The 23,403-nt window shown below is 72.4% G+C and carries 13 protein-coding genes; 3 read left to right on the plus strand and 10 right to left on the minus strand.

The window, feature by feature from the left end:
• Nucleotides 1-276 precede the first annotated feature (276 nt).
• From OG553_RS05980 to OG553_RS06015, 8 genes are all read right to left on the minus strand, one after another.
• A complete protein-coding gene (locus OG553_RS05980; protein ID WP_405977972.1) occupies nucleotides 277-2,727 on the minus strand; it encodes an ATP-binding protein in 2,451 nt (816 codons plus the stop codon).
• Nucleotides 2,685-5,948 (minus strand): hypothetical protein, encoded by a 3,264-nt coding sequence (locus tag OG553_RS05985; RefSeq protein WP_405977973.1) that lies wholly within the window; start codon nucleotides 5,946-5,948, stop codon nucleotides 2,685-2,687. The genes OG553_RS05980 and OG553_RS05985 overlap by 43 nt, the downstream gene beginning before the upstream one ends.
• 3 nt (nucleotides 5,949-5,951) lie before the next feature.
• A complete protein-coding gene (locus OG553_RS05990) occupies nucleotides 5,952-9,581 on the minus strand; it encodes an AAA domain-containing protein (protein WP_405977974.1) in 3,630 nt (1,209 codons plus the stop codon).
• On the minus strand, nucleotides 9,556-13,602 hold the full coding sequence (locus OG553_RS05995; RefSeq protein WP_405977975.1) for a hypothetical protein: 4,047 nt from the start codon (nucleotides 13,600-13,602) through the stop codon (nucleotides 9,556-9,558). Before OG553_RS05995 ends, OG553_RS05990 begins: the two co-directional genes overlap by 26 nt.
• 3 nt (nucleotides 13,603-13,605) lie before the next feature.
• Nucleotides 13,606-15,081 (minus strand): esterase/lipase family protein, encoded by a 1,476-nt coding sequence (locus OG553_RS06000; RefSeq protein ID WP_405977976.1) that lies wholly within the window; start codon nucleotides 15,079-15,081, stop codon nucleotides 13,606-13,608.
• A 93-nt stretch (nucleotides 15,082-15,174) separates the two neighbouring features.
• The gene (locus tag OG553_RS06005) at nucleotides 15,175-15,840 is read right to left on the minus strand and encodes a response regulator (protein ID WP_405977977.1); all 666 of its coding nucleotides are present in this window, start codon (nucleotides 15,838-15,840) and stop codon (nucleotides 15,175-15,177) included.
• Nucleotides 15,837-16,925, minus strand: a complete 1,089-nt coding sequence (locus tag OG553_RS06010) for a sensor histidine kinase (RefSeq protein ID WP_405977978.1) — start codon at nucleotides 16,923-16,925, stop codon at nucleotides 15,837-15,839. Before OG553_RS06010 ends, OG553_RS06005 begins: the two co-directional genes overlap by 4 nt.
• Nucleotides 16,926-16,992: 67 nt before the next feature.
• Nucleotides 16,993-17,460: a DUF1453 domain-containing protein gene (locus OG553_RS06015; RefSeq protein WP_405977979.1), complete on the minus strand. Its 468-nt coding sequence runs from the start codon at nucleotides 17,458-17,460 to the stop codon at nucleotides 16,993-16,995.
• Nucleotides 17,461-17,779: 319 nt separating this feature from the next.
• Between OG553_RS06015 and OG553_RS06020 the strand changes: the two genes are divergently transcribed.
• Nucleotides 17,780-18,178 carry a VOC family protein gene (locus tag OG553_RS06020; protein ID WP_007267261.1) on the plus strand — a complete coding sequence of 133 codons (399 nt, stop codon included), beginning with the start codon at nucleotides 17,780-17,782 and terminating at the stop codon, nucleotides 18,176-18,178.
• On the opposite strand, the gene OG553_RS06025 is transcribed toward OG553_RS06020, so the two are convergent.
• Together OG553_RS06025 and OG553_RS06030 are read right to left on the minus strand one after the other, a co-directional pair.
• Entirely contained in the window at nucleotides 18,112-18,843 is a 732-nt protein-coding gene (locus OG553_RS06025) for a helix-turn-helix domain-containing protein (protein WP_405977980.1), read from the minus strand. The genes OG553_RS06020 and OG553_RS06025 overlap by 67 nt on opposite strands.
• A 27-nt stretch (nucleotides 18,844-18,870) precedes the next feature.
• Nucleotides 18,871-19,995: a YihY/virulence factor BrkB family protein gene (locus OG553_RS06030; RefSeq protein ID WP_125815009.1), complete on the minus strand. Its 1,125-nt coding sequence runs from the start codon at nucleotides 19,993-19,995 to the stop codon at nucleotides 18,871-18,873.
• A gap of 17 nt (nucleotides 19,996-20,012) precedes the next feature.
• Here OG553_RS06030 and OG553_RS06035 point away from each other — a divergent pair, with 17 nt between their 5' ends.
• A complete protein-coding gene (locus OG553_RS06035) occupies nucleotides 20,013-21,656 on the plus strand; it encodes an acyl-CoA dehydrogenase family protein (RefSeq protein WP_405977981.1) in 1,644 nt (547 codons plus the stop codon).
• Between the two features lie 400 nt (nucleotides 21,657-22,056).
• A complete protein-coding gene (locus OG553_RS06040) occupies nucleotides 22,057-23,322 on the plus strand; it encodes a GAF domain-containing protein (RefSeq protein ID WP_405982974.1) in 1,266 nt (421 codons plus the stop codon).
• The last annotated feature ends 81 nt before the right edge of the window (nucleotides 23,323-23,403 follow it).

Raw genomic sequence — 23,403 nt, forward strand, 5'->3', positions numbered from 1 at the left:
GGAGGCCACAGGGGTGGAAACGATGACGAACTCCTGAATGCGGGCAGTGCCCGTCTCCGTGACAGTCATCAATGTCCTCACCTCCTGCTTCTTCTCAACGGAACAACACCGTTCCCCGGCACAGGACACAGCCGCGCCTCGGAACGAACAGGACCATATCCTCGACCCAAGGCACGGCACCAGCGAATAAATCCGGGCCCCGGCCCACCCGGCACCTACCGCGGGTGCTCCGCCGAGGTGAGGGGGCAGTGGCCACACCGGCTCGCCACAAGCATCTCAAGCCCGTGGGAGCAGCAGCCGGAAGTGAGCACCCTGGAGTACCGGATGCCCCAGAACGCGTGACCGGACATTGAGGTCTCCGTCCACGTCGCGTGCCAGTCGGCGGGCGATGTACAGACCTGTGCCCCGGTTCGGTCCGCGAGTCGACTCGCCCTTGCGGAACACGAAGTGCTCGGTCTCCTCCGAGTAGGCCAGGCCCGGACCATTGTCCTGAATGTCGATGGCGAACTCCGCGCTCAGTGGGGCGACAGTCGCCCGCACGGTCGCATCGCCGTTCACGGCACACGCCTCAGCCGCGTTGGAGAGCAGCTCGTAGAGGATCCGCTGGAGACCAGCGTCCGAAATGCTCACCCGGCAGTTGTCCGGCGAGTGGACCTGTAGTTTCACCTCGGGGTAGTGGATGGCGAACGGGTTCCTCATCTCCAGGAGCGTCACGGAGACGTCGGACTCGCCCTCCGCCGACAGGCTTGCGGAAAGTTCGTCCGTGGTGCCGGTCAGGGCTTCGGCGGCGGCCTCCAGTTCCTCGGCGGTGGTGCCGGGCCCGTCGGCGATCTGCTCGTAGTGCCGCAGCCCGGGGTGTAGGGCATAGCGGTACAGCTGCCAGTCCGCGAGCCGGAAGGCGCGGCTCGGGTCGGCACCTGTCTCTCTGGCCTCCTCCGCCATGCGGGCGACGGCCTGCTCCAGTTTCCGGTCGGCGTCGCCCCCGAGTACGAGAAGGACCCCGCACCGGTGCAACCGGACCTCGTCGGCGTCGGCCCGCTCGGCCAGCGGAAGGGTTGCCAGCCGGGCCAGACCATGCCGGACCTCGGTCTCGTGGGCATCGTCGAACATGCCGTCCCCCGCTACCGAGGCAGCACTCAGCAGGATCTCTTCGAACGTGACCTGCTGCCCCGGCACCGCGGCGGACAGCGCGGCCCAGAAGGCGACCTGGGAAGCTGCCGAATCCGCGATCGGGGCGAGTACCGTGCGCTCGACCGCCTGGGCGAACGGCTGGTTCCTGGCGCAGTCCCGCACGACGGCATACCCGTCCCGCTCCTGCGACCCGGCTTTCGGACGTGCCAGGAACTCCAGGAAGAGATGGAGCAGCGCCGCATCGGGGCCGGTCTGGAACGTCAACGCGTCGGCGGTCGTGAGGTCCCCCAGCCCCGCGAGGTCGACCATCCAGCGCAGGACGTGCCACCACTGCCCGGGGTCGGTGCCGAGCAGTGCCTCCAGTGAGGCGGCGGACCCGCCGGTGAACACGTCGAGCGGCCACTGCCTCCCCAGCACTCTGAGCAGTTGCACGGGAACATGCGCACGCAGGGTGACCAGTTCGACGAGGTGGCCGAGGTCGAGCACGGCACAAGGGGTCCGCTCGGGGAGCGTCTGCGCCCACAAGGACCAGCCCACCGCGATGTAGGGCCGGCCGAGGTCCGTCTCGGGCCGGTGCTCGGTCTCCGGAGCGGCGACGAAGAGCTCGACGCTGCCCGTGGGCCAGAACCGTGCGGTCTCCTCGTCGGTGAACACCCCGGTGATCGCGGTGAGGTACCCGCCCTCGACGCGGTGCACCGGCGGCTGGGGGCGGTCGCCGCCCCCGAGGAACTCCGTCAGCGCCCGGGAGAACCGGGCCGCGGTGGCCTCGTTGCTGTCGGCGAGCGCGGCGTAGGCCTCAAGCAGTTCCTTGCCCGCCGGGCCGGTGGGCCGCCAGCGGTCGAAACTCACGGGTCGGACGGTCGCGTCGAGATGCCATTTCAGGACCTCGGAGGGGGTTTCCCCGGCATATGCCCAGCCCCGAAGCGGTGGGACTGCCTCCGGTCCCGGGCGGGGTGAAGCTCCGTTGGCCAGCAGCAGTGCGACCAGACGCAGCTGCCCTGCCTTCAGCAGCTCCTCGCACACGCCGAGCGTGTCCGGTTCCATGCCCTGTGCGGCCGCCTCCTCGCATCTGCCGCGCAGCACCCTCCGCTTCTCGTCCAGTACGCCTTGCAGGGCCTCCTCATCGGCGCGCAGGCGTTCGTCCGCCTGCGGCCACGATCGCGCGCACAGTGCGGTGAGTGCTTCCCGCTCGGGTACGGCGTCCACGTCGGCCGCGACTGCCCGGTCCATGAGGTGCTGGACCCGGCCCAGGACCAGTTCCAGGCACTCGGCCCGGCGCCGGCCGAGCCGGGTGCGCAGATCGTCGGTCTGTGCGCCTTCGAGTGCCTGGCACTCGGCGAGCATCTCCTCGGCGATCCGGAACTCCCCGTCGGAGATGAGCCTGGCGCAGGCCCGGTACTCGTCGTGGTCCCCGGCGATCCCCGTGAGGCCGGCGACGGCCAGGTCCTCCAGAGGTTTCGTGCGGCCTTCGGAGAGTGCCACCAGCAGTTCGGGGAAGCGGAACCTGCCCGGCCACACCGCGAGCAGGGACCGCAGTGACTCGTAGGCGTCCGTCATCGTTCCTCGGTCCTCCTGCTTCGCTGCGACCTGTGCCATTGGGCGAGCGGATCGAGCCGTTCCAGCAGGGCCAGCAGGGGCGCCCCGTAGGGGCGGCCGAGGCCGCCCGCGTCACTGAACAGCGCGTCCCACCTGGCTGCGATCAGCTCGGCCAGCTCCGCGCAGCCCGCCAGCTCCGCCGCCGCTCCCGCGGTGGTGCCGGGCCCGTTGGGCAGGGGGGTGAGGGACCTGGCGCGGCGCACGATGTCCTCAATCGTGTGCAGGAACGTGCGCTGGTTGCCCCACTGGATTTCGGGACGCCCACCGTCGGCCACGATCTGGTCGAGGTGGCGGCGGACGTTGGCGGGAAGGCCTGCCTGGATCCGTACGCACTCCTCCGTGTCGACCTCGGCTGCTATCCGGATCGACGACAGCATCCCGTCCTTGGAGAACAGCTCCCGGTGCAGGAATTTGCCCGAGTCGAAGGTGAAGCGGTGCAACTGCTCCAAGTGCCCGATCCTGTAACTGAGTTGATTCCACTGCTCGGCCGTCTGGCCGAGCTCCGTCACCCGGGACAGCTCGGACATGAGCAGGGCCAGCGGGAGTGCGCCGTTACCGTCCGCCCGGTAGCGTAGGGCGGCCGCGGCCAGCTCCCGCCAGGAGGGCGGCAATGCCTCTCCGAGCAGCTCCAGCACGGCCGGTCCGTCGCCCGGCAGGGTGCGCAGCAGCGTCTCGGCGAGGCCGGCCGCAGCGCCCACAGCCTGTGCGGCCGGTTCGCAGTCGGCGAGCTCCAGCGCCGCATGCTCCAGTGCCGTGCCCAGCGGGCCGGTCTCGATCGCCGCGGCCGCGGTGCAGGCGGCCGGCGGCACCGTCTTCTCGTCGGCGCGCAGGAGCCGGCCCAGCAGCGAGGCCTCGACGAAGGCGCGCCGGTCCCAGGCGTCGGCGATCAGCCAGTCCGCCCAGCGAAACCAGTGCTCTCCACGGGATTCGCGCTCCTGGACGAGCGCCGCGGCGACCACCGGGCGCAGTTCCTCGGGCGGGGCCGTGCCGTGCCAGACGTCCAGGACGCCCCAAAGGTCGTCGACCTGGCGCAGCCGTTCGGCGACGATCGCCGCGTACCGGGTGCTGCCCCGCGCGGAGCGGGCCTCGACCCGCAGGGACAGCGCGACGGCGGTGGTGCCTCTGGTATGGCCCTCCAGCTCGGCAGGGGTGGTCGGCTCGGGGACGTTCACGGGGGTGATACCCAGCTCCGCGGCGATCCGGCCGACCGCGTTCGCGCCACGGATGTGGACGCCGACGTGGCTGGTGCGCTCGGACGGCGGCAGGGCGCGCCGGCGTTCACGGAGCAGCGGCAGGCTGCCGAGGACCGCGTCGTCGTCCCAGACCGCGGCCCGCGCTCCGGCCCGTTTGTCACGGATCTTCAGACCTCGGCGGAGCAGTTCCTTGAGCGCCGGCTGGTCCACGGGCCGCTTCTGGCCGCCTGCGCTCGGCCGGATCACCTGCACGTCGACGCCCCGGTCGACGCGCTCGCGGAGTGAGGCCACGAACCGTTCGTCGAAGGCCTGGGCGTCCTGGATGTCGTCGGCCAGCAGCAGGAGCCGGGTCGCATTCTGGAGGGCCTGCTGGACGAGGTCCCGCGGGGCCCCGTCCTCCAGGATCTCCACGACCGGGTCGCCCTGATCGGCCCGGTGCAGGACGTCCGTCAGCACGGCGTGGTGCTCCGCCCAGCTCTCGGCCCACAGGACACGGGCGGTCGCGTCCTCGCGGAGGACGGCGGCCTGACCCTCCTCCTCACCCGGCGGAGGGACGGCGGCCGGTTCGGCGCGGCGCTGTTCCGGCACGGGATCGAAGTGGTCGTCCTGGACCAGGATGCGCTGGCCGAGCTGCCAGTACGGGAAGGACTTGCGTGCCCAGATGAGCAGGTCGGTGACGCACTGCGGAACACCCTGCGGACCGTCCTGGGTCGCGCTCTCGATGAGGACGCCCACTTCTCCCCGGTCGTCGCGGACGGCGTTCACGTCGAGCGGGCTGTGCGTCCCAACGAACGCCCGCCGGTTGTCCTGGACGACCACGCATGCTTGGGTCCTGGCGCTCCGGTCGGCGAGCAGCACTCGGGAGGGGTGACGGGCCTGGAGGTCGTAGAGGGCCGTTTTCACGCGGTCGGGCAAGGTGTCGCTGTCGCTGCGGCCCCAGAGGAAGACCAGGTGGACGCCGCGTTCCAATGCCTTGCGCAGCAGTGGCAGGAGTCCGCTGAGTGCCGCATAGCCGATGTTCGGAGCGGCGAAGACCAGTTGGTTCGCGGCGTGCTGGATCAGCTCCTCGACTGCCCACTGGTGCCCGGCGGCACGAGTCACGACGGTGACGGCAGCCTTGGCCCGGGTGATCTCGGTGATCCGTGCCGACAGTCGCCGGGAGAGGTCCGCGAGGACCCTTTGTCGTTCCTCGACCTGGTTGGGCTCGACCCCGGACAGCGTGGCGACGGACTCACCCATGCGCCGCAGCAGGGTCTCAGCGTCCTCGGAGGGGGCGAGTTCGTGGGTGGCCCGGCCACGCAGCGAGCGTACGAACGCGAGGTCGGGCTGCTGCTCCGCGAGGTCGGCCAGGTGCTGGCGCATCCGCTCGCGAGCCCGGGAGTTCCACCCCGGCTCGTCCAGGAGCCGGACCGAGATCCGACCGGTGGGGTCGTCGACGAATACCTGCGCATGGGCGCTCAGCCAGCGCAGCTCGCTCGCCGGCCGCAGCACGGGGCTGCGGAAGCCGACGTCGAGGACGTTCTGCCGGAATCCCCGGCTGCGGCGGTCGATGCGGATGGCGGTCTGAACGGCGCGCAGCAGCTCAGCGGCCGGCAGGTCGGTCTCGCTGAGGACCTGGTGCAGCGGTACGTGGAGGCCGGCCGGGGACGGTCTGCGGGTGCCGGCATCAGGGGGAAAGACCCGGCCGCTGACCGGTTCGAAGAGGAACTGCCGGTGTTCCTGCCGCACGGCGCTGTCGCGCAGCGAACCGTCCGAGGTGATCATCTCGCGGGCACCGTCGGTCAGTTCCAGGTTCCCGCTGGTGAAGTCGACCATGACGTGGCCCTTGCGCCACAGGCTGTGCACGACGTCCAGGACGATGCGCCGCGGCAGGGCGAACAGTTCGGCCTGTCCTTCGACGGTGGTGCGGCCGGCCGCGATGGCCTTCGCAACGAGGTCCTCCAGGGTGGTGAGCCCCTCTTCGGGGCCGAGCAGCAGGGAGAGGGTGACCAGTCGGCAGGGGATGGCGAGTTCGACGTCCTGTGCCATGACTCACTTCCACTCATCGGCGGGGACGATCCGGCCGAACCGCTTCACGGTGTCGGTCACCAGCCGCCAGTCCGAGCCGCCGTGCTCGGAGAAGTGGCTCAGGCTGCCGACCATGACGAGGAGGCGGCGTGCGCGCGACATCAGTACGTTGATCACCTCGGCCTGGCCGACGTGGCCGACGTTCTGCAGGACGTTTCCCCGCACGGTGGACCGAACCAGTGAGACGACCACACGCTGTGCCTCCCGGCCTTGGAAGGAGTGGACGGTGTGCACCCGGCCGCGCAGTGAGCCGCGCTGCTTGAGCAGGTCGACCTGGGCGGCGTACGGGGTGAGAACCGCGAGGCCGTCAGCGGCATCCGGTTCGGAAGTGCCTGCCGGTTCCGGCCTCATGTCGGTGACGAGCCGGTCCACCAGGTCGACCTCGCCGGTGTTGATCCAGTAGCCCTCGTCGGCGCAGCCGGGGTGCCCGGTGGTGTCGATCCACACCAGCGGAGAGCCCTTCAGGAACGGGGGGTTGGTGACGCCGTGCGGCTCGTTGGCGGTTTGGTGGGTGGTGAGGAAGCTAACCGGCAAGCCCAGTTCGCTGTCCTGCTCCGGGGGCTCCTTGGGGTAGAAGGCGCGGCTCGCGGGTTCGGCGATGACGCGGTGCATGCGGAACTGCCTCTCCAGGCTGCCGAGAGGGGGGACCCTCCTGCTCTGCGCCGGCCGTGGCGGCTGAGGGCGGAACAGCTCTCCGAAGAGTCCGAGGACCTTCAGATAGCTGTCGCGGGCGTCGTAGTGCCGCTTGACGTCGGGGTCGTTGTGGCCGGCAAGGCTCGTCAGGAACGCCCTCAGGTCGCCCTCGCGGTGCGGGCCCAACTGCCGGTGGTCGCCGATGAGCGTCCAGCGCACGCCGAGCACCAGGGGGGTGACGACTTCCGTCGGCCACGCCTTGGCCGCTTCCTCCAGCAGGACCCAGTCGAACAGGTCGGAGGGATCGCGGACCGTGTCGGTGACCGTGGCCGCCATGGAACAGGTGGCGAGGACGATGTTGGCCCCGGCCTTGATCCGGTCGGAGATCTCCACCTGGTTGGCCTCGATCTGCTCCAGCCACTGCCGTGCGAGGGCGGCCTCGTTCGGCTTCATGCCCGCGGTGCCCGGCTTGCCGTCCAGCTTCCGTCTGATACCGCGTACGACCTCGCGAGTCAGGTCGGGCAGAGTGTGCTTGTGCAACTGCTCGTCAACCTTGTCGATGCCCCGGGCCTCGGACATCTCCCGCAGCAGCAGGATCTGTCCCTTGCCGATGCCGTCGGCGAGCTCCTCCGCCAGCCGGATGCCGAGGTTGTCCAGGGCGTAGTTCGACTGGGCGCTGACCAGGACGCGTGCGCCCTTCTCCATCGTCAGATAGCGGCTTACGGCGCGGGTGGCCACGGTGGTCTTGCCGGTGCCCGGCGGGCCCTGGAGGGCGTAGAAGGGGTGCATCGCCAGCATGTCCCGAATCACCTCGGAGGCGTTTCCCGCAAGGGTCCCGTCGTCGATTTCGTTGTAGCGCCCCCGGCCGAGGTCGATGGAGAGAGGCTCCCGGAGGGCACGGATGAGTCCGGGCAGGTTCCCCAGAGAGTGCCGGGCCCGGGCCTGCCGGCCGAGCTGGATGTCGGTTCCGGCATCGGTGGAAGGACGAACCCAGCCGGATGGCGGGACCGGCCCTCCGCCGATCCTCCGCACTTCGATCGAGCGGGCGTCGAGTCGCCTGAGGAACTGCAGTTGGACCGGGTTGCGGCCGAAGTGCGGCCGTTCCGAGTGGTCGAGCTTGACGAAATCGTCCTCTTCCACGGACAGATCCTCCACGAAGTCACCGAAGAGAGGCCGGCGACGGGAGTCCGACGTGTAGGCGGTTAGCAGCGGATTGCGGTGCAGCCAGTCGTCGTCCCGGTCTTGGGCGTACGTCAGCACGGCGATGTTCGAGTTCGTCTGGGCCTTCGATGCGTCGTCTGCCCCTTCGACACGGACGAATGGATACTTGCGAGCGTTGAGCTCCACGGTCTGGTAGTCGATCAGGAAGTCGAGGGCGGTGAGGAACGCCTCGTCCTTGTGGTCCTTGCTCCGCACGCCCACTGATACCGACTCGGTGAGCCGGGCCCACGACGGGCGGCCGGTGCGGTGGTGGGAGATGTCATGGCGGGCCTTGTAGGCAACCAGGTCGATCCGGGACAGCCGGCGCCGGGGGTAGGCGTTGACGAGTTCCTGGGCGTAGTCGCGGTCACGGAGGTACTTGATGACCAGGGTGTCGTCGAAGATGCGCTGGTCGCCCTTCGGGCCGGAGTCGTCGTAGAGGTAGGCGCAGAACCACACGGCGCTCTCGCCGATGAGGACCCACTCCGCCTCGCGCAGCTTCTCCTCCTGGCCGGTGGCGTAGCCGAAGGCGCCGTTGGGCGACCTGACCAGTTCGGCCTGGCGCAGCTCCTTCTCGAAGAACGCCTTCAGCTCCTCGCGGCCGGCCGAGTCGTCGGGACTGCGGGAGACCCATTTGCGCTGCTTGTAGATCGTCTCGACGGACTCGTCGGGCATGAAGGCGACGAGGTGGGGGAGCTGGCTCTCGTCCTTGTCCTCCCAGACACCGCAGACCGCCTCCCAGTCCCGCTCGATCCGGCGGGCGGCGTCGAACGAGGTGATGCGTGCTTCCGGGCGCAACTCCAGCATGCTCCGCAGCAGTCGCGTCAGGGCGGCGGGAATCTCGGGGCGGTTGGCCAGGTGGGTCCTCATCGCGCGGTGCAGTTTGCCCAGCGCCTGGCGCAGACCGGGCTCGTCGGCGCGGGCGACGCCCGCGTAGTCCTCTGGAAGGCACTCGTCGATCGGGCCGCAGAACAGCTCGAAGCCGAGGACGCCGAGCCCGAAGACGTCCGTGGTGTCCCAGTCGCGGCGCGAGGCCGGGACCGCATCGAAGAGCGAGTGGTGGGTCTCGGGAGCCAAGTAGGAGAGGTGGCGGGCCTGTTCGACGCCCTCTGGCGGCGTCAGGTAGAGCTTGCGGATGCTCTGCTGGGCGACGGTTCCCTGAGACTGGCTGCCCATGGAGCGGAGCAGGTTGCCGATGAGGGTGCTCATCTCGAAGCGTTCGAGGCCCAAGGCCATGTGCTGGGAGGCCGCGTCGTAGCCCGTCTTGACCCGCAGGGCGCCGAGAGTGAGGTTGCGGTGCAGGATGCCTGAGCCGTGCAACTGGCTGAGTCCGTCGACGAGGACGCTGAACTGTTCGAAGGCGGCGATCCGGTGCTCCTTCGCCCAGGCGACGGCCCCGTCGATGTTCAGCGGTCTGCCGTTGTCCTGGGTCATGGTGAAGGCGATGCCCTCGGTCGCGTCGAAACTGCCGTCGCTGATCTGCGGCAGTGCCGTGTGGTTGAGCGCCTGGAGCCGCAGCAGGCTGCGCACCTCGTGCTCCCAGAGCTCTCCCGCGAATTCGTGGATGCCGTCGAAGAGCGACATCTCGAACGTCTCGTATTCGTCGCCGGGCGTCTGCATCCGCACCCGCACCAGCCGGTTCTCCAGCACGATGACCGGTTCGGAGATCCTCTTGTACGGGCCGTACGAGGCCCCGGGCCGGCAGAAGAGCCGGTCCACCAGTTGGGCGTACCAGCTACTGTCCTTGGCTGGTGCGGACATCACGGCCCCCTTCCGTCCGTCCTGTCAGCAGCCAGGACTCCATACGTACGACGAGGACGCCCTCGTCGGTTCCGATCGCGATCCGGCCGTCACCGAGGTCGGCCAGGCTGAGGCACTCGGTGTCGAGCCTGAGGGTGTACAAGGGCTTCCGGTCGACGGGGCGCGGGCGGCCGGCGGGAGTCGCGGGACCGGTCGGGTCCGCGGGATCCCAGAACCGGACCGTGCAGTCGTCGCCGTCGCCGCAGGAGGCGATGAGGCGCCGCCCGTCGCTCGCGGTGAATTCGATGACGTCGGTGACCCAGTTCTCATGGGCCCTCAGCGGCGTTCCGTACGGGCGGTCCGTCGCCTCGACGGTGAGCACGATCTGCTCGCTCCTGCCGTACGTGGCGCGCAGCGCCAGGCCGTTCGGCCCGCGCACCGGGGTGGTACCCGGAGGCGGTCCGGTGGGGTGGCGGCCGGGGGGCACGTCGACGGGTTCCCCGGTGAGTGCGTCGAAGGCGTTGAGGGCGCCGCGGTCGTGCTCGGCGATCAGTACGGTGCGGCCGTCGGGTCCCGTGGCGGTGGTGAGCCGCACGGTCCTGCCCAGGTGTGCGTCGGCGGCCGTGCGGGTGCTGGTGGGGGAGGTCCGTGGTCCGGGGTACGGGTTCCACACGCTGACCACGCCGTTGGCGGCGGCGGTGGCCAGCAGGGTGTCGCCGCCCGGCACCTCAAAGGCGGTGATGGCCAGGCCCGTCGCGGACCGGCTGCCGAGGCCGGGGCTGCCCTGCGACGGTGCCCCGGTCATCCCTTCGGGCACACCGGTCAGCGCGTCCCAGAGGCGGACCGCTCCGTCCACGGCGGCGGCGAGCAGCGGACGGCGGCCGTCTGGTGCGGTGAGGACGGCCAGCCCGTGCACGGGGCTGTCGGAGTCGAACGCGACGACGGGTTCACCGGTGACGGGGTCCCACACCTGGACCCGGCCGTCGTCCCATCCGCCGGCCAGCAGCGTGCCGCGGCCGTCGGGTCGCGCGAACGCGACCACGGCCCGTGGCGTCGCGCCGTCACGGCGCACGGGTTCGCCCCGGCGGCTGCGGTCCTCGACGGCCCAGACTCGGATGCCGCCGCTCGCCGCACTGGCGAGGAGCGTGGCTCCGTCGGCGTCCAGGAAGGTCGTGAGGGCCCAGACCGGTCCGTTGTCATCGGCAGGGAACCGGTGGCGCACCTGGCCGGTCATCGGGTCGACGATGCGGATCGCGCCGCCGAAGTCCCCGACTGCCAGCAGGGGGGCGCCCGTCGGGGCCCCGACGGCACGGTCCGTGACCCGGCAGCCGTGCAGGGAGTGCGGCCACATGCCGTTACCGATGGACTTGACGAGGTGGGGACGGTGCGCGGACAGGTCCCAGATCCGCACGCGCTTGTCGTGGCCGGCGGTGGCCAGGCAGGTGGTGCCCGGCAGGGCGGTGACCAAGGCCACCGGCCCGTGCGAGAGGGCGGCCGCGGTCGTGGCGGCGTACCCGCGCGCCGGGTCCCAGACATGCAGTCCGCCGCTGTCGTCGACAGCTGCGAGCAGAGTGCTCCCGGCGGGTCCGGTCACGGGAGTCAGCGAGCGGACCGGCACTCCGAGGCAGGCGAGGGTCAGCCGGGGCGGTCGGGGCAGCAGCCGGGACCAGCACACCTGCCAGCCCGCACGCCGCGTTTCCTCGTTCGGTTCCTCCCACCCGGGCGCGATCCCGGTCGCGCGGACCGTACCGAGCTGCCGCTGGCCGACCCGGTCGGCCTGTTCGGCCCGCCGCATGAGGTGCGCGGCTTCCAGGACGCCCAGAACGGCTGGCGGCAGGTCGACCGATGTGCCCAGCGCGTGGAGGACGTCGGTGGCGACGGCCGGTACCGACAGCCGGTCCAGCACGATCGGCCGTTCGGCGAGGGCGGCCCACCCATGGCTGCCGGCTGCGGCCGTGTGACCGGAGAGGTGCCGTTCCAGATAGGGGTTGAGGGGCCGGTCGGCGCTGTCATCGGCGAGCCGCACCAGCGCGTCGGCGACCAGCCGCGCGCGCCCGGCTGCGTCACTCGATCCGGCCTGGGTGAAGTACTCGGCGAAGGTCCGGTGTGCCAGGCGGTGGACGCTCTGGCCGTCTTCGCCGTCCAGCATGATGTAGGGCGCCGCCGCCTTGAGAACGTCGTCGATGTCGGCGGAGCCGACCTGGCCCGCGGGCCCGTCGCCGAGCGCCGAGGCGGCGGCGGCCCAGATCCGGTCCGCGCGGGGCAGTCCTCTGCCCTGGGCATACGCGAGGGCCTCGATCAACCGGGGGGCGCGGGCGTGCCGGGCGCCGAGTCGGCGGAGCGCGGCGGCGAACAGGGTGCGGTGGTCGCCGCGCAGCAGATCCGTGAGTGCGCCGACGCGATCGGCGGTCAGCAGACCGGGGTCGGCTTGGATCTCGTGGACGGCGAGGCCCGCGTACAGGAAGTCCCGGTCCTCGTCCTCGTCGCCGACGATCAGCACGGCGGCACGCCGCACAGCGTCCTGGAACGTCTCCGGTCCTCCCGGGAAAGCAGCCCGTGCCTCCTCCAGGCCTTGCGTGACGAACTCGGACAGGGCCTGGGCATCACGGCGCAACCACAGCACGCGGACGTGCTCCTCGCCCTCACCGAGAGCCTTGAGGAGGTCCTGGTCGGTGCTCGGGGCGCGGTCGGGGTCTTCGCAGGAGGACGGGCGGGAGCCGACGATGACGCGCACGCCGTCCAGCGTGCCGAGTTCGCGCAGCAGGCCGGCGATGAGTGCGGGTTCGTGCGCCTCGTCCAGGGCGTCCACGAGGAGCGTGTACGTCTGGTCGGGGCTTGATGCCGAACGCAGGGCGCGGATGAGGGCGTTGGAACGTTCGACGGGATACAGGGCGTCCGGACTCATCTCGACGGACAGGGCCTCGGCGAGGCGAGTGGTGACGTCGTGCGTGGTGGCGCCGGTCAGATGGAGCGTGGCGTCGAACACGGGCAGTTCGGGGGCGGCGCCTTCGTGTTTCCGGCCCGCGATGCCGGCCTGGGACAGCAGCGGCAGCAGTTCGTCGAGGCCGGGGGCGGCGTGCAGCAGGACGTCGCCCAGCAGCGCGGACTTGCCGCACCCGGCCCGGCCGGTGACCACGAGCAGGCCTGAGCGGTGTTCCGCGAGCCACCCTGCGATGGCGGCCCGGTCTTCCGCACGTCCAACGAAGCACCAGGACAGCTCCCCCGCGTCCGGGCCGAGCCCCTCGCGGACGAGCTGCGCACGCTCTGCTTCGGGCAACGCGTCGACCGCTTCGTGGAGCCGGGTGTGGTTCTCCACCGAGGCGGTGACCGGGAAGGCGGTGCGACGGCGCAACGGCGGGAGGCCGCCGAGGTTGAGGGCGCAGACGGAAAGGGTGCGCGCCTCGTCGAGGTGCTGCGCCAGTCCGCTGACGGGGATCTCCGTGTCGTGGTCCGAGTAGCGGTTGGTGAGGACGTCCGTGAGGGTGCGCCGGAACGTGCCCAGGTGCCCGATCCCCTCGTCGCGTCCCGAGCCGACGAGCAGCAGGCCGCTGGCGCTCCTCGCCGCACCGAGCACGGCGAGGGCATGCGCGACGAACCCCTCGGCGCCGCACGCCTCGACGACGACGATGTCCCACTTGTCATGGTGAGAACGCAGCCGCCGCGCCTGGATGACGTGCTTGGCCAAGGCTGCGGCGGAGAGCTCCGCGTCGTCTACGGCCGTGGCGTGTCCCCGCACATAGAGCGAGGCGTCCTCCGCGTTCGACGTGCCGTGTCCGATCCAGAGCAGCACGCCGCCCCGGACCTCGGACGGGCCGGCCCAGGCCCGCAACCGCATGTCGACCTGGGCGAGGTCGCGTTCCGCGGGCTTCACGTCCCAGGGAACGGGAACGCCGCCGAACTGGGCGAGCAGCTCACCGATCGCCCGGGCCTCCTGGTCGGCGTCGAAGTTCTCCTGCCGTACGTAGTCGCCGAGCGCCACGGAGTAGATGTCGAAGCCGTCCTCGTCCGGCTGTTCCCCGGAGCTCGTGTCCTCCCCCCACACCGGTCAGCCGCCGAGGTCCGGGTCCTCGGCGCTGGCCAGGATCAGCCGAGTGACCGGCTCGCTGCCGCCGGACACCCTGATCCGGTACAGACCGGGATTCCGGAGCCGGCAGCGGACGCGCAGTGCGCCGGAGGTGTCACGGCGCGGCGGCAGCCGCAGTGAGTCGACGACGCGATCGGTGTCGCCGGTGTCCTGGATCTGGCAGGTCATCCGGCGGGGGTCGTCGTCGCCGGTGACCACGATCTCCAACTCCTCCTGCACGGCCACGAGATCGGGAGCCTCCAGCCCTGTCATGCCGCGTCCGAGCCGCTGCCCCAGGTCTTCGAGGCTGCGCAATCCGGTCAGCAGCCCGCGCGCGCGGTCGATCGCGCTGCCGCAGGCGGCCAGTGCGCCGTGCTGCTGGGCGTAGGTGCCGCCCTCCCCGGTTCCGGCGATGTGTCCGGCGTAGCGGTAGACGGTGCCGTCGCCGCCGCAGTTGTCCGTGAGCGGCCGTCCGATCGCGTCCCTCATGACCGAGTCGTCCGCGTGCCGCTGGAAGACGTACGGCTGGGGGATGACGACCCCGTCCTTCAGGCGCATGCTCTGCATGGTGTGCTGGTCGATGCCGACGGCCATCACATGGCCCGGGATGCGTACGGGCCGCAGCGCCGCCGAGCGGTCGAGGGACGCTTCGGCGAGTTCGCGGTCGCCGCCGAGGAGGGCGATGTCGGCGGGGGTCGGAGCGACCATGTCGTCATCGGTCTCGATACATCGGTAGGAGGGCAGCAGATCGTGCAGCCCGGGAAGGGTGCGGGCCAGGTCGCGCAACTGGCGGTGGGGCAGCGGTACGGGCGCCCCGCGCCCCTGGTTGAGGATCGCCGTGGCCTTCACCGCGCCGTGGAACGGAGTGCCGAGGGTGAGCGTCGCCCGGACGCGGTCCATCGCACCCGGGATCCGGGCCAGCTCCCGGACCAGCAGGCCGCCCATGGAGTGGGCGACGAGCACCACCTGGGCCGGCCGGCCGTCCCGGTCACGGCGCAGGGCGTCCCGGTGCGCGGGGTGTTCCGTCCACGCCTGCATGTGCCGGTCGATCGCATCGGCCAGCAGCCGGGCGTTGAACGCGGCCGGGAGCCTCCAGTCGTACGCGAACTCGCAGATCGCGGCCCGGTCGGCAACGGCGGGCAGGATCCCCCGCACGAGGTTGGTGTATGGCTCGAATCCCCCGAGGAGGGGAGACCAGGAGGCGAATTTGAGCAGGCGGCCGGCGGTGATCCGGCCCGTTCGTCCGGCCCGTTCGTCCTCAGTGACGGCGAGTGCCGCCATCCCGGTCTTGTGGTGCCAGCGGGCGGAGTACTCGAGCGCTTTCCGCATGCCCCACAGCACACGTCCCGTGTCCGTCTCGATCAGCTCGCTGCCCATGATCCCGGGGATGATCACTACGGCGTCATGCGTCACGGCGTTCCCGACAACGGGTGGGCTGATGGGGTCTAAGTGCTCCATGAACCGCAAGTCTACGGTGAATCCCGCCTGTTCCGTGGCGGCATGGTCGACGTTGGCCCGGCCCGGACGGCGGCACCACCGAATTGATCCGCGTCAGTCGGCGAGGCCGTTGCGGTAGGCGTAGCGGACGGCCTGGGCGCGGTCGCGGACGCCGGTCTTGGCGAAGAGGTTGTTGACGTGCGTCTTGACCGTGGACTTGCCGATGGTGAGCCGCCGGGCGATCTCGGGGTTGGAGTGCCCCTGGGCGATCAGGGTGAGCACCTCGCCCTCACGGGCCGTCAGGCCGTCGGGCAGGCCCGTGCGGGGTGCGCGCGGCGGTTCGGCGGCGACGGCGGCGGCCAGCAGGCGTTCCTGCGCCGCCGGCCCCAGGCCGGTCGCGCCGTCCCGTACGGCCGCCAGGGCGCGGGCGATCTCCTGCGCGTCGGCGTCCTTGGTGAGGTAGCCGCGGGCCCCGGCCCTGAGGGCGGCCAGCACGGACTCGTCGTCGCTGTAGGTGGTGAGGACGACGACGCCGGTGCCGGGGTGCTTCCCGGTGATGAGGCGGGTGGCCTCCACCCCGTCCATGCGGGGCATGCGCAGGTCCATCAGCACCACGTCGGGGGCGTGTTCGGCGACGAGCCGGACCGCTTCGGCGCCGTCCGCGGCGGCGGCGACCACCTCGGTGCCGGGGAGCAGGCCGAGGAGGAGCACCAGGCCCTCCCGTACGACGGTCTGGTCGTCGGCCACGACCACGCGGATCGGGGGGCGGGTCTCGGTCACGGTGCCAGGGGTCCTTCCAGCCGGACGCGGAAGCCGGGGCCGTACGGCCCGGCGTCGAGGGCGGCTCCGATGAGTTCGGCCCGTTCGGCCATGCCGACGAGCCCGTACCCGCCGCCGGACGCGGCGTGGGGGCCCGGGCCGGTGCCCCCGGAGTCGGTGACGCACAGTTCCCAGCGGTCCGCCGGGTAGGAGAGGGTGATCCGGACGTCGGCCCCGGCGGCGTGCCTGCGGGCGTTGGTCAGGGCCTCCTGGGCGGTGCGGACGACGGCGAGGGCCGCCTCGGGCGGCAGCGGGCGCGGGCCCGGGGTGACGGTGAGGGCGCAGGCGGAGCCGGTCGTGCGGCGGTACTCCTCGGCCAGGCCGGCGAGGGCCTCCCGGGGGGCGGGGGCATCACCGCGCAGTACGGCGACGGCCCGGCGGGTCTCCTCCAGGCCGCCCTTGGCGAGGGCGCGGGCCCGGTCGACGAGGGCGCCGGCCTCCTCGTAGCGTCCGGTGGCCAGGGTCAGGCGGGCGCTCTCCAGGTGGATGAGCTGGGCGGAGAGGGAGTGCGCGAGGATGTCGTGGACCTCCCGGGCCACGTGGGCGCGCTCGGCCAGCACGGCGCGTTCTCGTTCGGACTCCTCGGCGGCGCGGCGGGCCCGGCCGGCGCGGACGTACGCGTACATGCCGCAGAGGCCGACCACGTTCCACAGTTCGACGGGGTCGCGGTCGCGCAGCAGGGTGACGGCGGCGACGGCGGCCGCGCCGCAGCCGAGGAGTACGGCCCCGGTGGCCGCGCTCTGCCGGGCGGCGGCGAAACCGCAGGCGGCGAAGACGAGCACGACCCACGGGGTGCCGGGTGCCAGCAGGCCGGTCGCTCCGGCGGCGGCGAGCGCCGCGCCCAGGGCGGCCGCTCCGGCGGGGGTGCGGTCGAGGGCGGTGACCCCGAGGGCGATCAGGCCGAGCCCGGCGAGCCCGCAGGCGAGGGCGGTGGCGCCGGGCGGGGGCGTGAGCAGGCCGTGCACGAACCAGACGAGGACCGCTAGCTGCACGGCGACCCTGAGGTGGGTGTTGGTGAGCTGGGGCAGCGGGCGTCGGATCGGCATCCCGCCCACTCTAGGGGGCGTCCGCCGGGTCCCGCCCGCCCGCTCCCCGGGCCCCGCACCGTGCGGATCATGCCGCCAGGGGCGGGACGCGGCGGGCCCTGGCGGACAGGACCAGGCCCTGGGCGAGGATCCACGCGGCCAGGGTCAGCAGCAGGGCTCCGGTGTGCGGGGGTATACCGCCGGCGTAGCCGAGCAGGGCCAGGCCGGCGCGGGTGGCGAGGGAGAGGGCGAACAGTGCGAGGACGGCCCGGTTGCCCTTGGCCCACGGGGTCCCGTCGGGCTCGCGCCAGACGGTCATGGCCCGGCCCATCAACAGGCCGAGCCCGAAGGCCACTCCGGCCTCGGCGGCGAGCAGCAGGACGGCTGCCACCGGGTGCCGGGGCTCGACCAGCCCGCCGCCGGCCACGGCGAAGAAGACCAGGGCGGCGGGCAGGGTCCAGAGGCGGTCCTGCTCCTTGACCGGCCGCCCGGTGAACCGGCGGACCACGACGAGGGCGATGACGAGAGCGGTGACGAGGAGACGTGCGGCATCCATGCGTTCCACGCTAGGAGCGGGCGGGGCGGCTGTGATCGGCGCCAGGGTGGATCCCGGGTGGAGGTCCGCCCTCCACCCAGGGGTGGACCCCACCGGCCCACCGGCCTCCCGAGGCCGGACCCTGCCGTGCCCTGCCCTGCCGTGCCCTGCCCTGCCGTGCCCTGCCCTGCCGTGCCGTGACGTTCCTCGGGGCTCCGCCCCGAACCCCGCACCTCAAACGCCGGTGGGGCTGGATCGGGGGCTGGTCCCGGGTGCCGGGCCGGCGGGCGTGTCCGTTTCGTTCAAGACCGCCGGACAGCCCCCCGCCTAGCCTGCGGGCATGACTCCACGACTCGACATGATCGGCCTGGTCGTCTCCGACATGGCCGCCTCGCTCGCCTTCTACCGCCGGCTCGGCCTGGACGTCCCGGCCGGTGCCGATGACCAGCCGCACGTCGAGGCCGTGCTGCCCGGCGGGCTGCGGATCGGCTGGGACACCGAGGAGACCGTCCGCTCCTTCGACCCCTCCTGGACCCCGCAGCGCGGCGGACAGCGCAGGGAACTCGCTTTTCTGTGCGAGTCCCCCGCGGAGGTGGACGCACTGTACGCGGAGCTGACGGGCGCCGGGTACGAGGGGCACCTGAAGCCCTGGGACGCCTTCTGGGGCCAGCGCTACGCGGTGGTGCTCGACCCGGACGGCTGCGGTGTGTCACTGTTCGCGCCCGCCGACGCCGTGTAGGCCCCGAGGGTGGTCCCGGCCAGCGCGCGCACCTCGCGGGCGAGGTGGGCCTGGTCGGCGTAGCCGGCGGCGCAGGCGATCTCGGCCTGCGGCAGCCCGCGCCGGGCCAGGGCCAGGGCCCGCTGGAGGCGCAGCACCCGGCCGAGGGTGCGGGGGCCGTACCCGAAGGCGTCGAGCGAGCGGCGGCGCAGCTGGCGTTCGCCGAGGCCGACGGCGCGGGCCATGGCGGCGACCGGCTGGCCGGCGCGGAGCCGGGCCGTCACCTCGGCGGGGAGCGGGTCGGGCGGGCCCGCGGCGGCGAGGCGGGTCCGGGCCAGCGCTTCGAGGGCCGCGCACGGGTCCCCGTACGCGGCCGTGCGCTCGGTGAGCCGGCGCACCTCGGGGCCGGGCCACAGGTCGGCCAGCTCGACGCGCCGGTCGCGCAGCTCGTGGGCCGGTACGCCGAGCAGCGCGGGTGCGGTGCCGGGGGCGAGGCGGAGTCCGGCGAAGGCCCGGCCGGGGACCTCCCCGGCGGGGTGCGGGCCGGTGTCGGGGCCGGCGACGAGCAGTCGGCCGTCGGTCCAGAGCAGGTCCATGCACCCGTCGGGCAGCACCACCCCGCCGGGCCCCCCGGCCCGCCAGAGCACGGCTCCGGGGACCAGCCGGGACGGCGCTTCCTCGTACACACAGCCACCGTAGGCCGTGGCCGCCGGTCAGTGCTTGCGCAGGCGGGAGGTGTAGTCGTCGGGCGGCAGGAAGTTCGACCAGCGCTCGGGGAACTCCGAGGGCATCCCGGCGTCCTCGTCGTCCTCGGACTCCCCCTCGGCCAGGGCCCGCCAGGCGGCGGCGCGGGCGACGAGCTGGGCGGCCTCGGCCTCGCGGACCCGTTCGTTGGCCTCGCGGGCGGCGGCGGTGGCCACCGAGGGCCAGACCCGGTCGATGGCGGCGTTGACGGCGGCGCCGACGAGGACGGCGAAGGCCGAGATGCCGATCCACAGCAGGATCGCGACGGGCGCGGCCAGCGACCCGTAGATGGTCGGGCCCTCCACCGTGTTGGTCAGGTAGATCCGCAGCAGGAACGATCCGAGCACCCACATCGCGAGCGCGACGAGCGCGCCCGGCACGTCCTCGATCCACGGCGAGCGGACGGGGACGGACACGTGGTAGAGGGTCGTGAGGAAGGCGATGGAGAGCAGCGTGACGACCGGCCAGTAGAGGACGGCGATCACCTCCGTGCTCCAGGGCACCAGGCGGACCACGGCGTCGGGCCCGACGACCATCAGCGGCAGCACGATCGCACCGATCAGCAGGGCGATGACGTAGAGGAGGAAGGCGAGCAGCCGGGTCTTGACGATGCCCCGCTGCCCGTCGAGCCCGTACATGACGGTGATGGTGTCGATGAAGACGTTGACGGCGCGGGAGCCGGACCACAGGGCGAAGGCGAAGCCGAGGGAGATCAGGTCGGGGCGGCCTCGGCTGGTGACGTCGTCGAGCATGGGTCTGGCGATGTCGTTGACGCCCCGGTCGGACAGGACGGTGCCGACCGCGCGCAGGATGTTCTCCTCGATGCTGGCCACGGACTGGGTGTTCGTCCAGCCGTCCACGTAGCCGAGGAGGCCGAGCAGGCCGAGGAAGAGCGGGGGCAGCGAGAGCAGGGTGAAGAAGGCCGCTTCGGCGGCGAGGCCGAGGATCCGGTACTCGATGCACGAGTTGACGGTGTCTTTGAGGAGCAGCCAGCCCATCTTGCGCTTGGAGACGTTGCGGTAGAGGGCGCGGGCCCGGTGGAGCCTTCCCGGGCGTACCGGGGTCCCCTCGGGTGTTTCTTTTGCTGGCTGCACGTCCTTACGGTATCCGCATGGCAGCCACCACCCACACAGTCAGCAACCAGGCCCCGCCGCTCGTGGGGTACGAGGTCTACCTCGGCGACCGGGCCCTCACCGAGGGCGTGGAGCGGCACCTCGCCGACGCGGCCCCCGAACTCCGGGACGGGGTACGGGAGGAGCTCACCGCGCTCGGGCGCGCCGCGGGTTCGGCGCAGGCCCAGCGGTGGGGCCGGGAGGCGAACGAGAACCCGCCGGTACTGCGGACGCACGACCGCTACGGGAACCGGATCGACGAGGTGGAGTTCCACCCGTCGTGGCACCGGCTGCTCGGGCACGCGGTCGGCGCCGGGCTGACGGACGCCTGGGGCCGTCCGGCCGGGCACCTGAGGCGGGCCGCGGGCTTCTTCCTGTGGTCGCAGGCCGAGTCGGGGCACGGCTGCCCGGTCTCGATGACGCACGCGGCGGTGCCGGCGCTGCGGACCGATCCGGAGCTCGCGGCGGAGTGGGAGCCGCGGCTGACCTCGCACGTGTACGAGGAGGGGCTGCGGCCGGCCGGGCAGAAGGCCGGGGTGCTCTTCGGGATGGGCATGACGGAGAAGCAGGGGGGCAGCGACGTACGGGCGAACACGACGGCCGCGGCTCCGCTGGACGCGTCCGGGGAGTACGTGCTGACGGGGCACAAGTGGTTCTGCTCGGCGCCGATGTCGGACGGCTTCCTGGTGCTGGCGCAGGCGCCGGGAGGACTGACCTGTTTCCTGGTGCCGCGGGTGCTGCCGGACGGGACGCGGAACGCGTTCGCGATCCAGCGGCTGAAGGACAAGCTGGGCAACAAGTCGAACGCGTCCGGGGAGATCGAGTTCTCCGGGACGTGGGCCCGGCTGGTGGGCGAAGAGGGCCGGGGGGTGCGGACCATCATCGAGATGGTCGCGGCGACCCGGCTGGACTGCGTGATCGGCTCGGCCTCGCTGATGCGGCAGGCGCTGACCCAGGCCGTCCACCACGCGGAGCACCGCTCTGCTTTCGGATCACCGCTCATCGACCAGCCGCTGATGCGCAACGTCCTCGCGGACCTCGCCCTTGAGTCGGAGGCGGCCACCGCCCTGACGCTGCGCCTCGCGGCCGCGTACGACGCCGGCACCGACCAGGAGCGGGCCTTCCTGCGCCTGGCGGTGCCCGCCGCGAAGTACTGGGTGACCAAACGGTGTACGCCGATGGTCGCGGAGGCCCTGGAGTGTCTGGGCGGCAACGGCTACGTCGAGGAGTCCGGACTGCCGAGACTGCTGCGCGAATCCCCGGTGAACTCCATCTGGGAGGGCTCGGGCAACGTGCAGTCCCTGGACGTGCTGCGCGCGCTCCAGCGGGAGCCCCAGGCCCTGAACGCGTTCCTCCAGGAGATCGGGCGGGCCAGGGGCGCGGACCACCGGCTGGACGCGGCGATCAAGAACCTGCTGACGGAGCTGGCCGACCTGGACGGGATCGAGGCCCGGGCCCGCCGGGTGGTGGAGCGGATGGCCCTGGTGCTGCAGGGCTCCCTGCTGGTCCGCTGGGCCCCGCCGGAGGTCGCGGACGCGTTCTGCGCGTCCCGGCTCGGGGGTGACTGGGGTGCGGCCTTCGGGACGCTGCCGCACGGCCTCGACCTGGCCGCGGTGGTGGCACGGGCGCGGATCGCGGGCTGACGGCGGTCCCCAAACCACCGTGCTCCCGGGCCGCGGTGGTCCCCAAACCACTGTACGGCCGTCGGAGCGCTCAGCACCGGATCCGAGCCCGTGGAGGTGGGACCAGGGGTGGCGCCGCGCCGACTCGGCGCCACCCCTGCTCCAAGAGCCCCGAGGAAGGAGCTGTCACGCCGCTCGGCGGCGTGCCGATAGTTTCGGTCGGGTGACCGGGGGTTGGCGAGGGTTGCATACCGTTGCAACCCTGCATTCCTTACGGCTCGGAATTCGCCCGCCGCATGTGCCCGGGAAGTAGGCGCGTGCGCCACGGGGGGCGGCTTGCGCAGTACGTCCTGTTCAGCACGGGGAGGTTCCGGTGGCCAACACCGCAGGCAGCACGGTCGACGTGGCGCGCATCTCGGCCATGGACGCGCGGGAGGCGACGCGGCTGCTGAAGGGGGTGCGGGCCGCGGCACTGGCCGGGGACCGCCCGCCGGCCGCCCCCCGTCCCGAGATCGCCGAGTCCTGGCGGCGGATGCTCGCCGGCGGGGTGCACCCCGACCGGGACGCCCGCTCGCGGACGCTGTCCGCCGCCGAGACGGAGGAGCGCCGGCAGGTCTCGCCGCTGCGGGAGGTCCTCCCGGTGCTGCGCGAGGGGCTGCTGCCCGCGCTGGACGAGGCCCTGCACATCATGGTCGTGGCCGACGCGGACGGGCGGCTGCTGTGGCGGGAGGGGCACCGGTCGATCCTGCGCAAGGCGGACCGGCTGGGCTTCACGGTGGGGGCCGACTGGGACGAGGCCGTGGTCGGCACGAACGGGGTGGGCACCGCCCTGGTGACCCGGCGGCCGGTCCAGGTGTTCTCGGCGGAGCACTTCGTCTCCAGCCACCACGACTGGACCTGCGCGGGGGCGCCCGTGCACGACCCCCGGGACGGCCGGCTGCTGGGCGTGGTCGACGTCAGCGGTCCGCTGGACACCATGCACCCGGCCACCCTTGCCTGGGTGAGCTCCGTGGCCCGGCTGGCCGAGCGGGAGCTGCGGGTGCGGCACCTGGAGTCCCTGGAGCGGCTGCGGGCCGTGGCGGCCCCGCTGCTGGCCCGGCTGCCGGGGCGGGCCGCGGCCGTGGACCCGCACGGCTGGACGGCGGCGGTCACGGGGCTGGCCCCCGCCGACCGGGTCGCCCTGCCGAAGGGGCTGGGCCCCGGGCCGGTGTGGGTCGCGCAGCTGGGCGACTGCGTGGCGGAGCCGCTGCCCGGCGGCTGGCTGCTGCGGCTGGCCGAGGCGCGGGGCGCCGCGCCCGCGGTGAGCCGGGTGGTGCTGGACCTGAGCCGGCCCCGGTCCTGGTCGGCGACCGTGTACGGGGCCGCCGGGAGCTGGTCCCAGGAGCTGAGCCCGCGCCACGCGGAGCTGCTGTTCCTGCTGGCGGAGACCCCGCGGGGGCGTTCGGCGGCGGAGCTGTCCTCCGAGCTGTTCGGGGACCCGACGCGGACCGTGACGGTCCGCGCGGAGCTGTCCCGGGTACGGCGGCACCTGGCGGGGGTGCTGACGCACCGGCCGTACCGCTTCGCGGAGGACGTGGAGGTGGAACTGATCCGCCCGGCGGACCCGGGCCGGCTGCTGCCCCACTCCACCGCCCCGGCCGTGATCAGGGCCCGCCTGGGTCGCGGCGCGACGCCCGTGGTTCCCTGAGCCGCCGTACCGCTCCGCGGAGGACCTGGAGGCGGAAACGACCCGCCCGGCGGACCCGGGCCGGTCACTCCCCCGCCTGGG

It is taken from the genome of Streptomyces sp. NBC_00158 (genome assembly GCF_045160885.1).
Taxonomy (GTDB): Bacteria; Actinomycetota; Actinomycetes; order Streptomycetales; family Streptomycetaceae; genus Streptomyces.

Coding starts and splice junctions, on each gene's coding strand:
- OG553_RS05980 (WP_405977972.1), bottom strand. CDS start 2,727: ATGGCACAGGTCGCAGCGAAGCAGGAGGACCGAGGAACGATGACGGAC.
- OG553_RS05985 (WP_405977973.1), bottom strand. CDS start 5,948: ATGGCACAGGACGTCGAACTCGCCATCCCCTGCCGACTGGTCACCCTC.
- OG553_RS05990 (WP_405977974.1), bottom strand. CDS start 9,581: ATGTCCGCACCAGCCAAGGACAGTAGCTGGTACGCCCAACTGGTGGAC.
- OG553_RS06000 (WP_405977976.1), bottom strand. CDS start 15,081: ATGGAGCACTTAGACCCCATCAGCCCACCCGTTGTCGGGAACGCCGTG.
- OG553_RS06010 (WP_405977978.1), bottom strand. CDS start 16,925: ATGCCGATCCGACGCCCGCTGCCCCAGCTCACCAACACCCACCTCAGG.
- OG553_RS06015 (WP_405977979.1), bottom strand. CDS start 17,460: ATGGATGCCGCACGTCTCCTCGTCACCGCTCTCGTCATCGCCCTCGTC.
- OG553_RS06020 (WP_007267261.1), top strand. CDS start 17,780: ATGACTCCACGACTCGACATGATCGGCCTGGTCGTCTCCGACATGGCC.
- OG553_RS06035 (WP_405977981.1), top strand. CDS start 20,013: ATGGCAGCCACCACCCACACAGTCAGCAACCAGGCCCCGCCGCTCGTG.
- OG553_RS06040 (WP_405982974.1), top strand. CDS start 22,057: ATGGACGCGCGGGAGGCGACGCGGCTGCTGAAGGGGGTGCGGGCCGCG.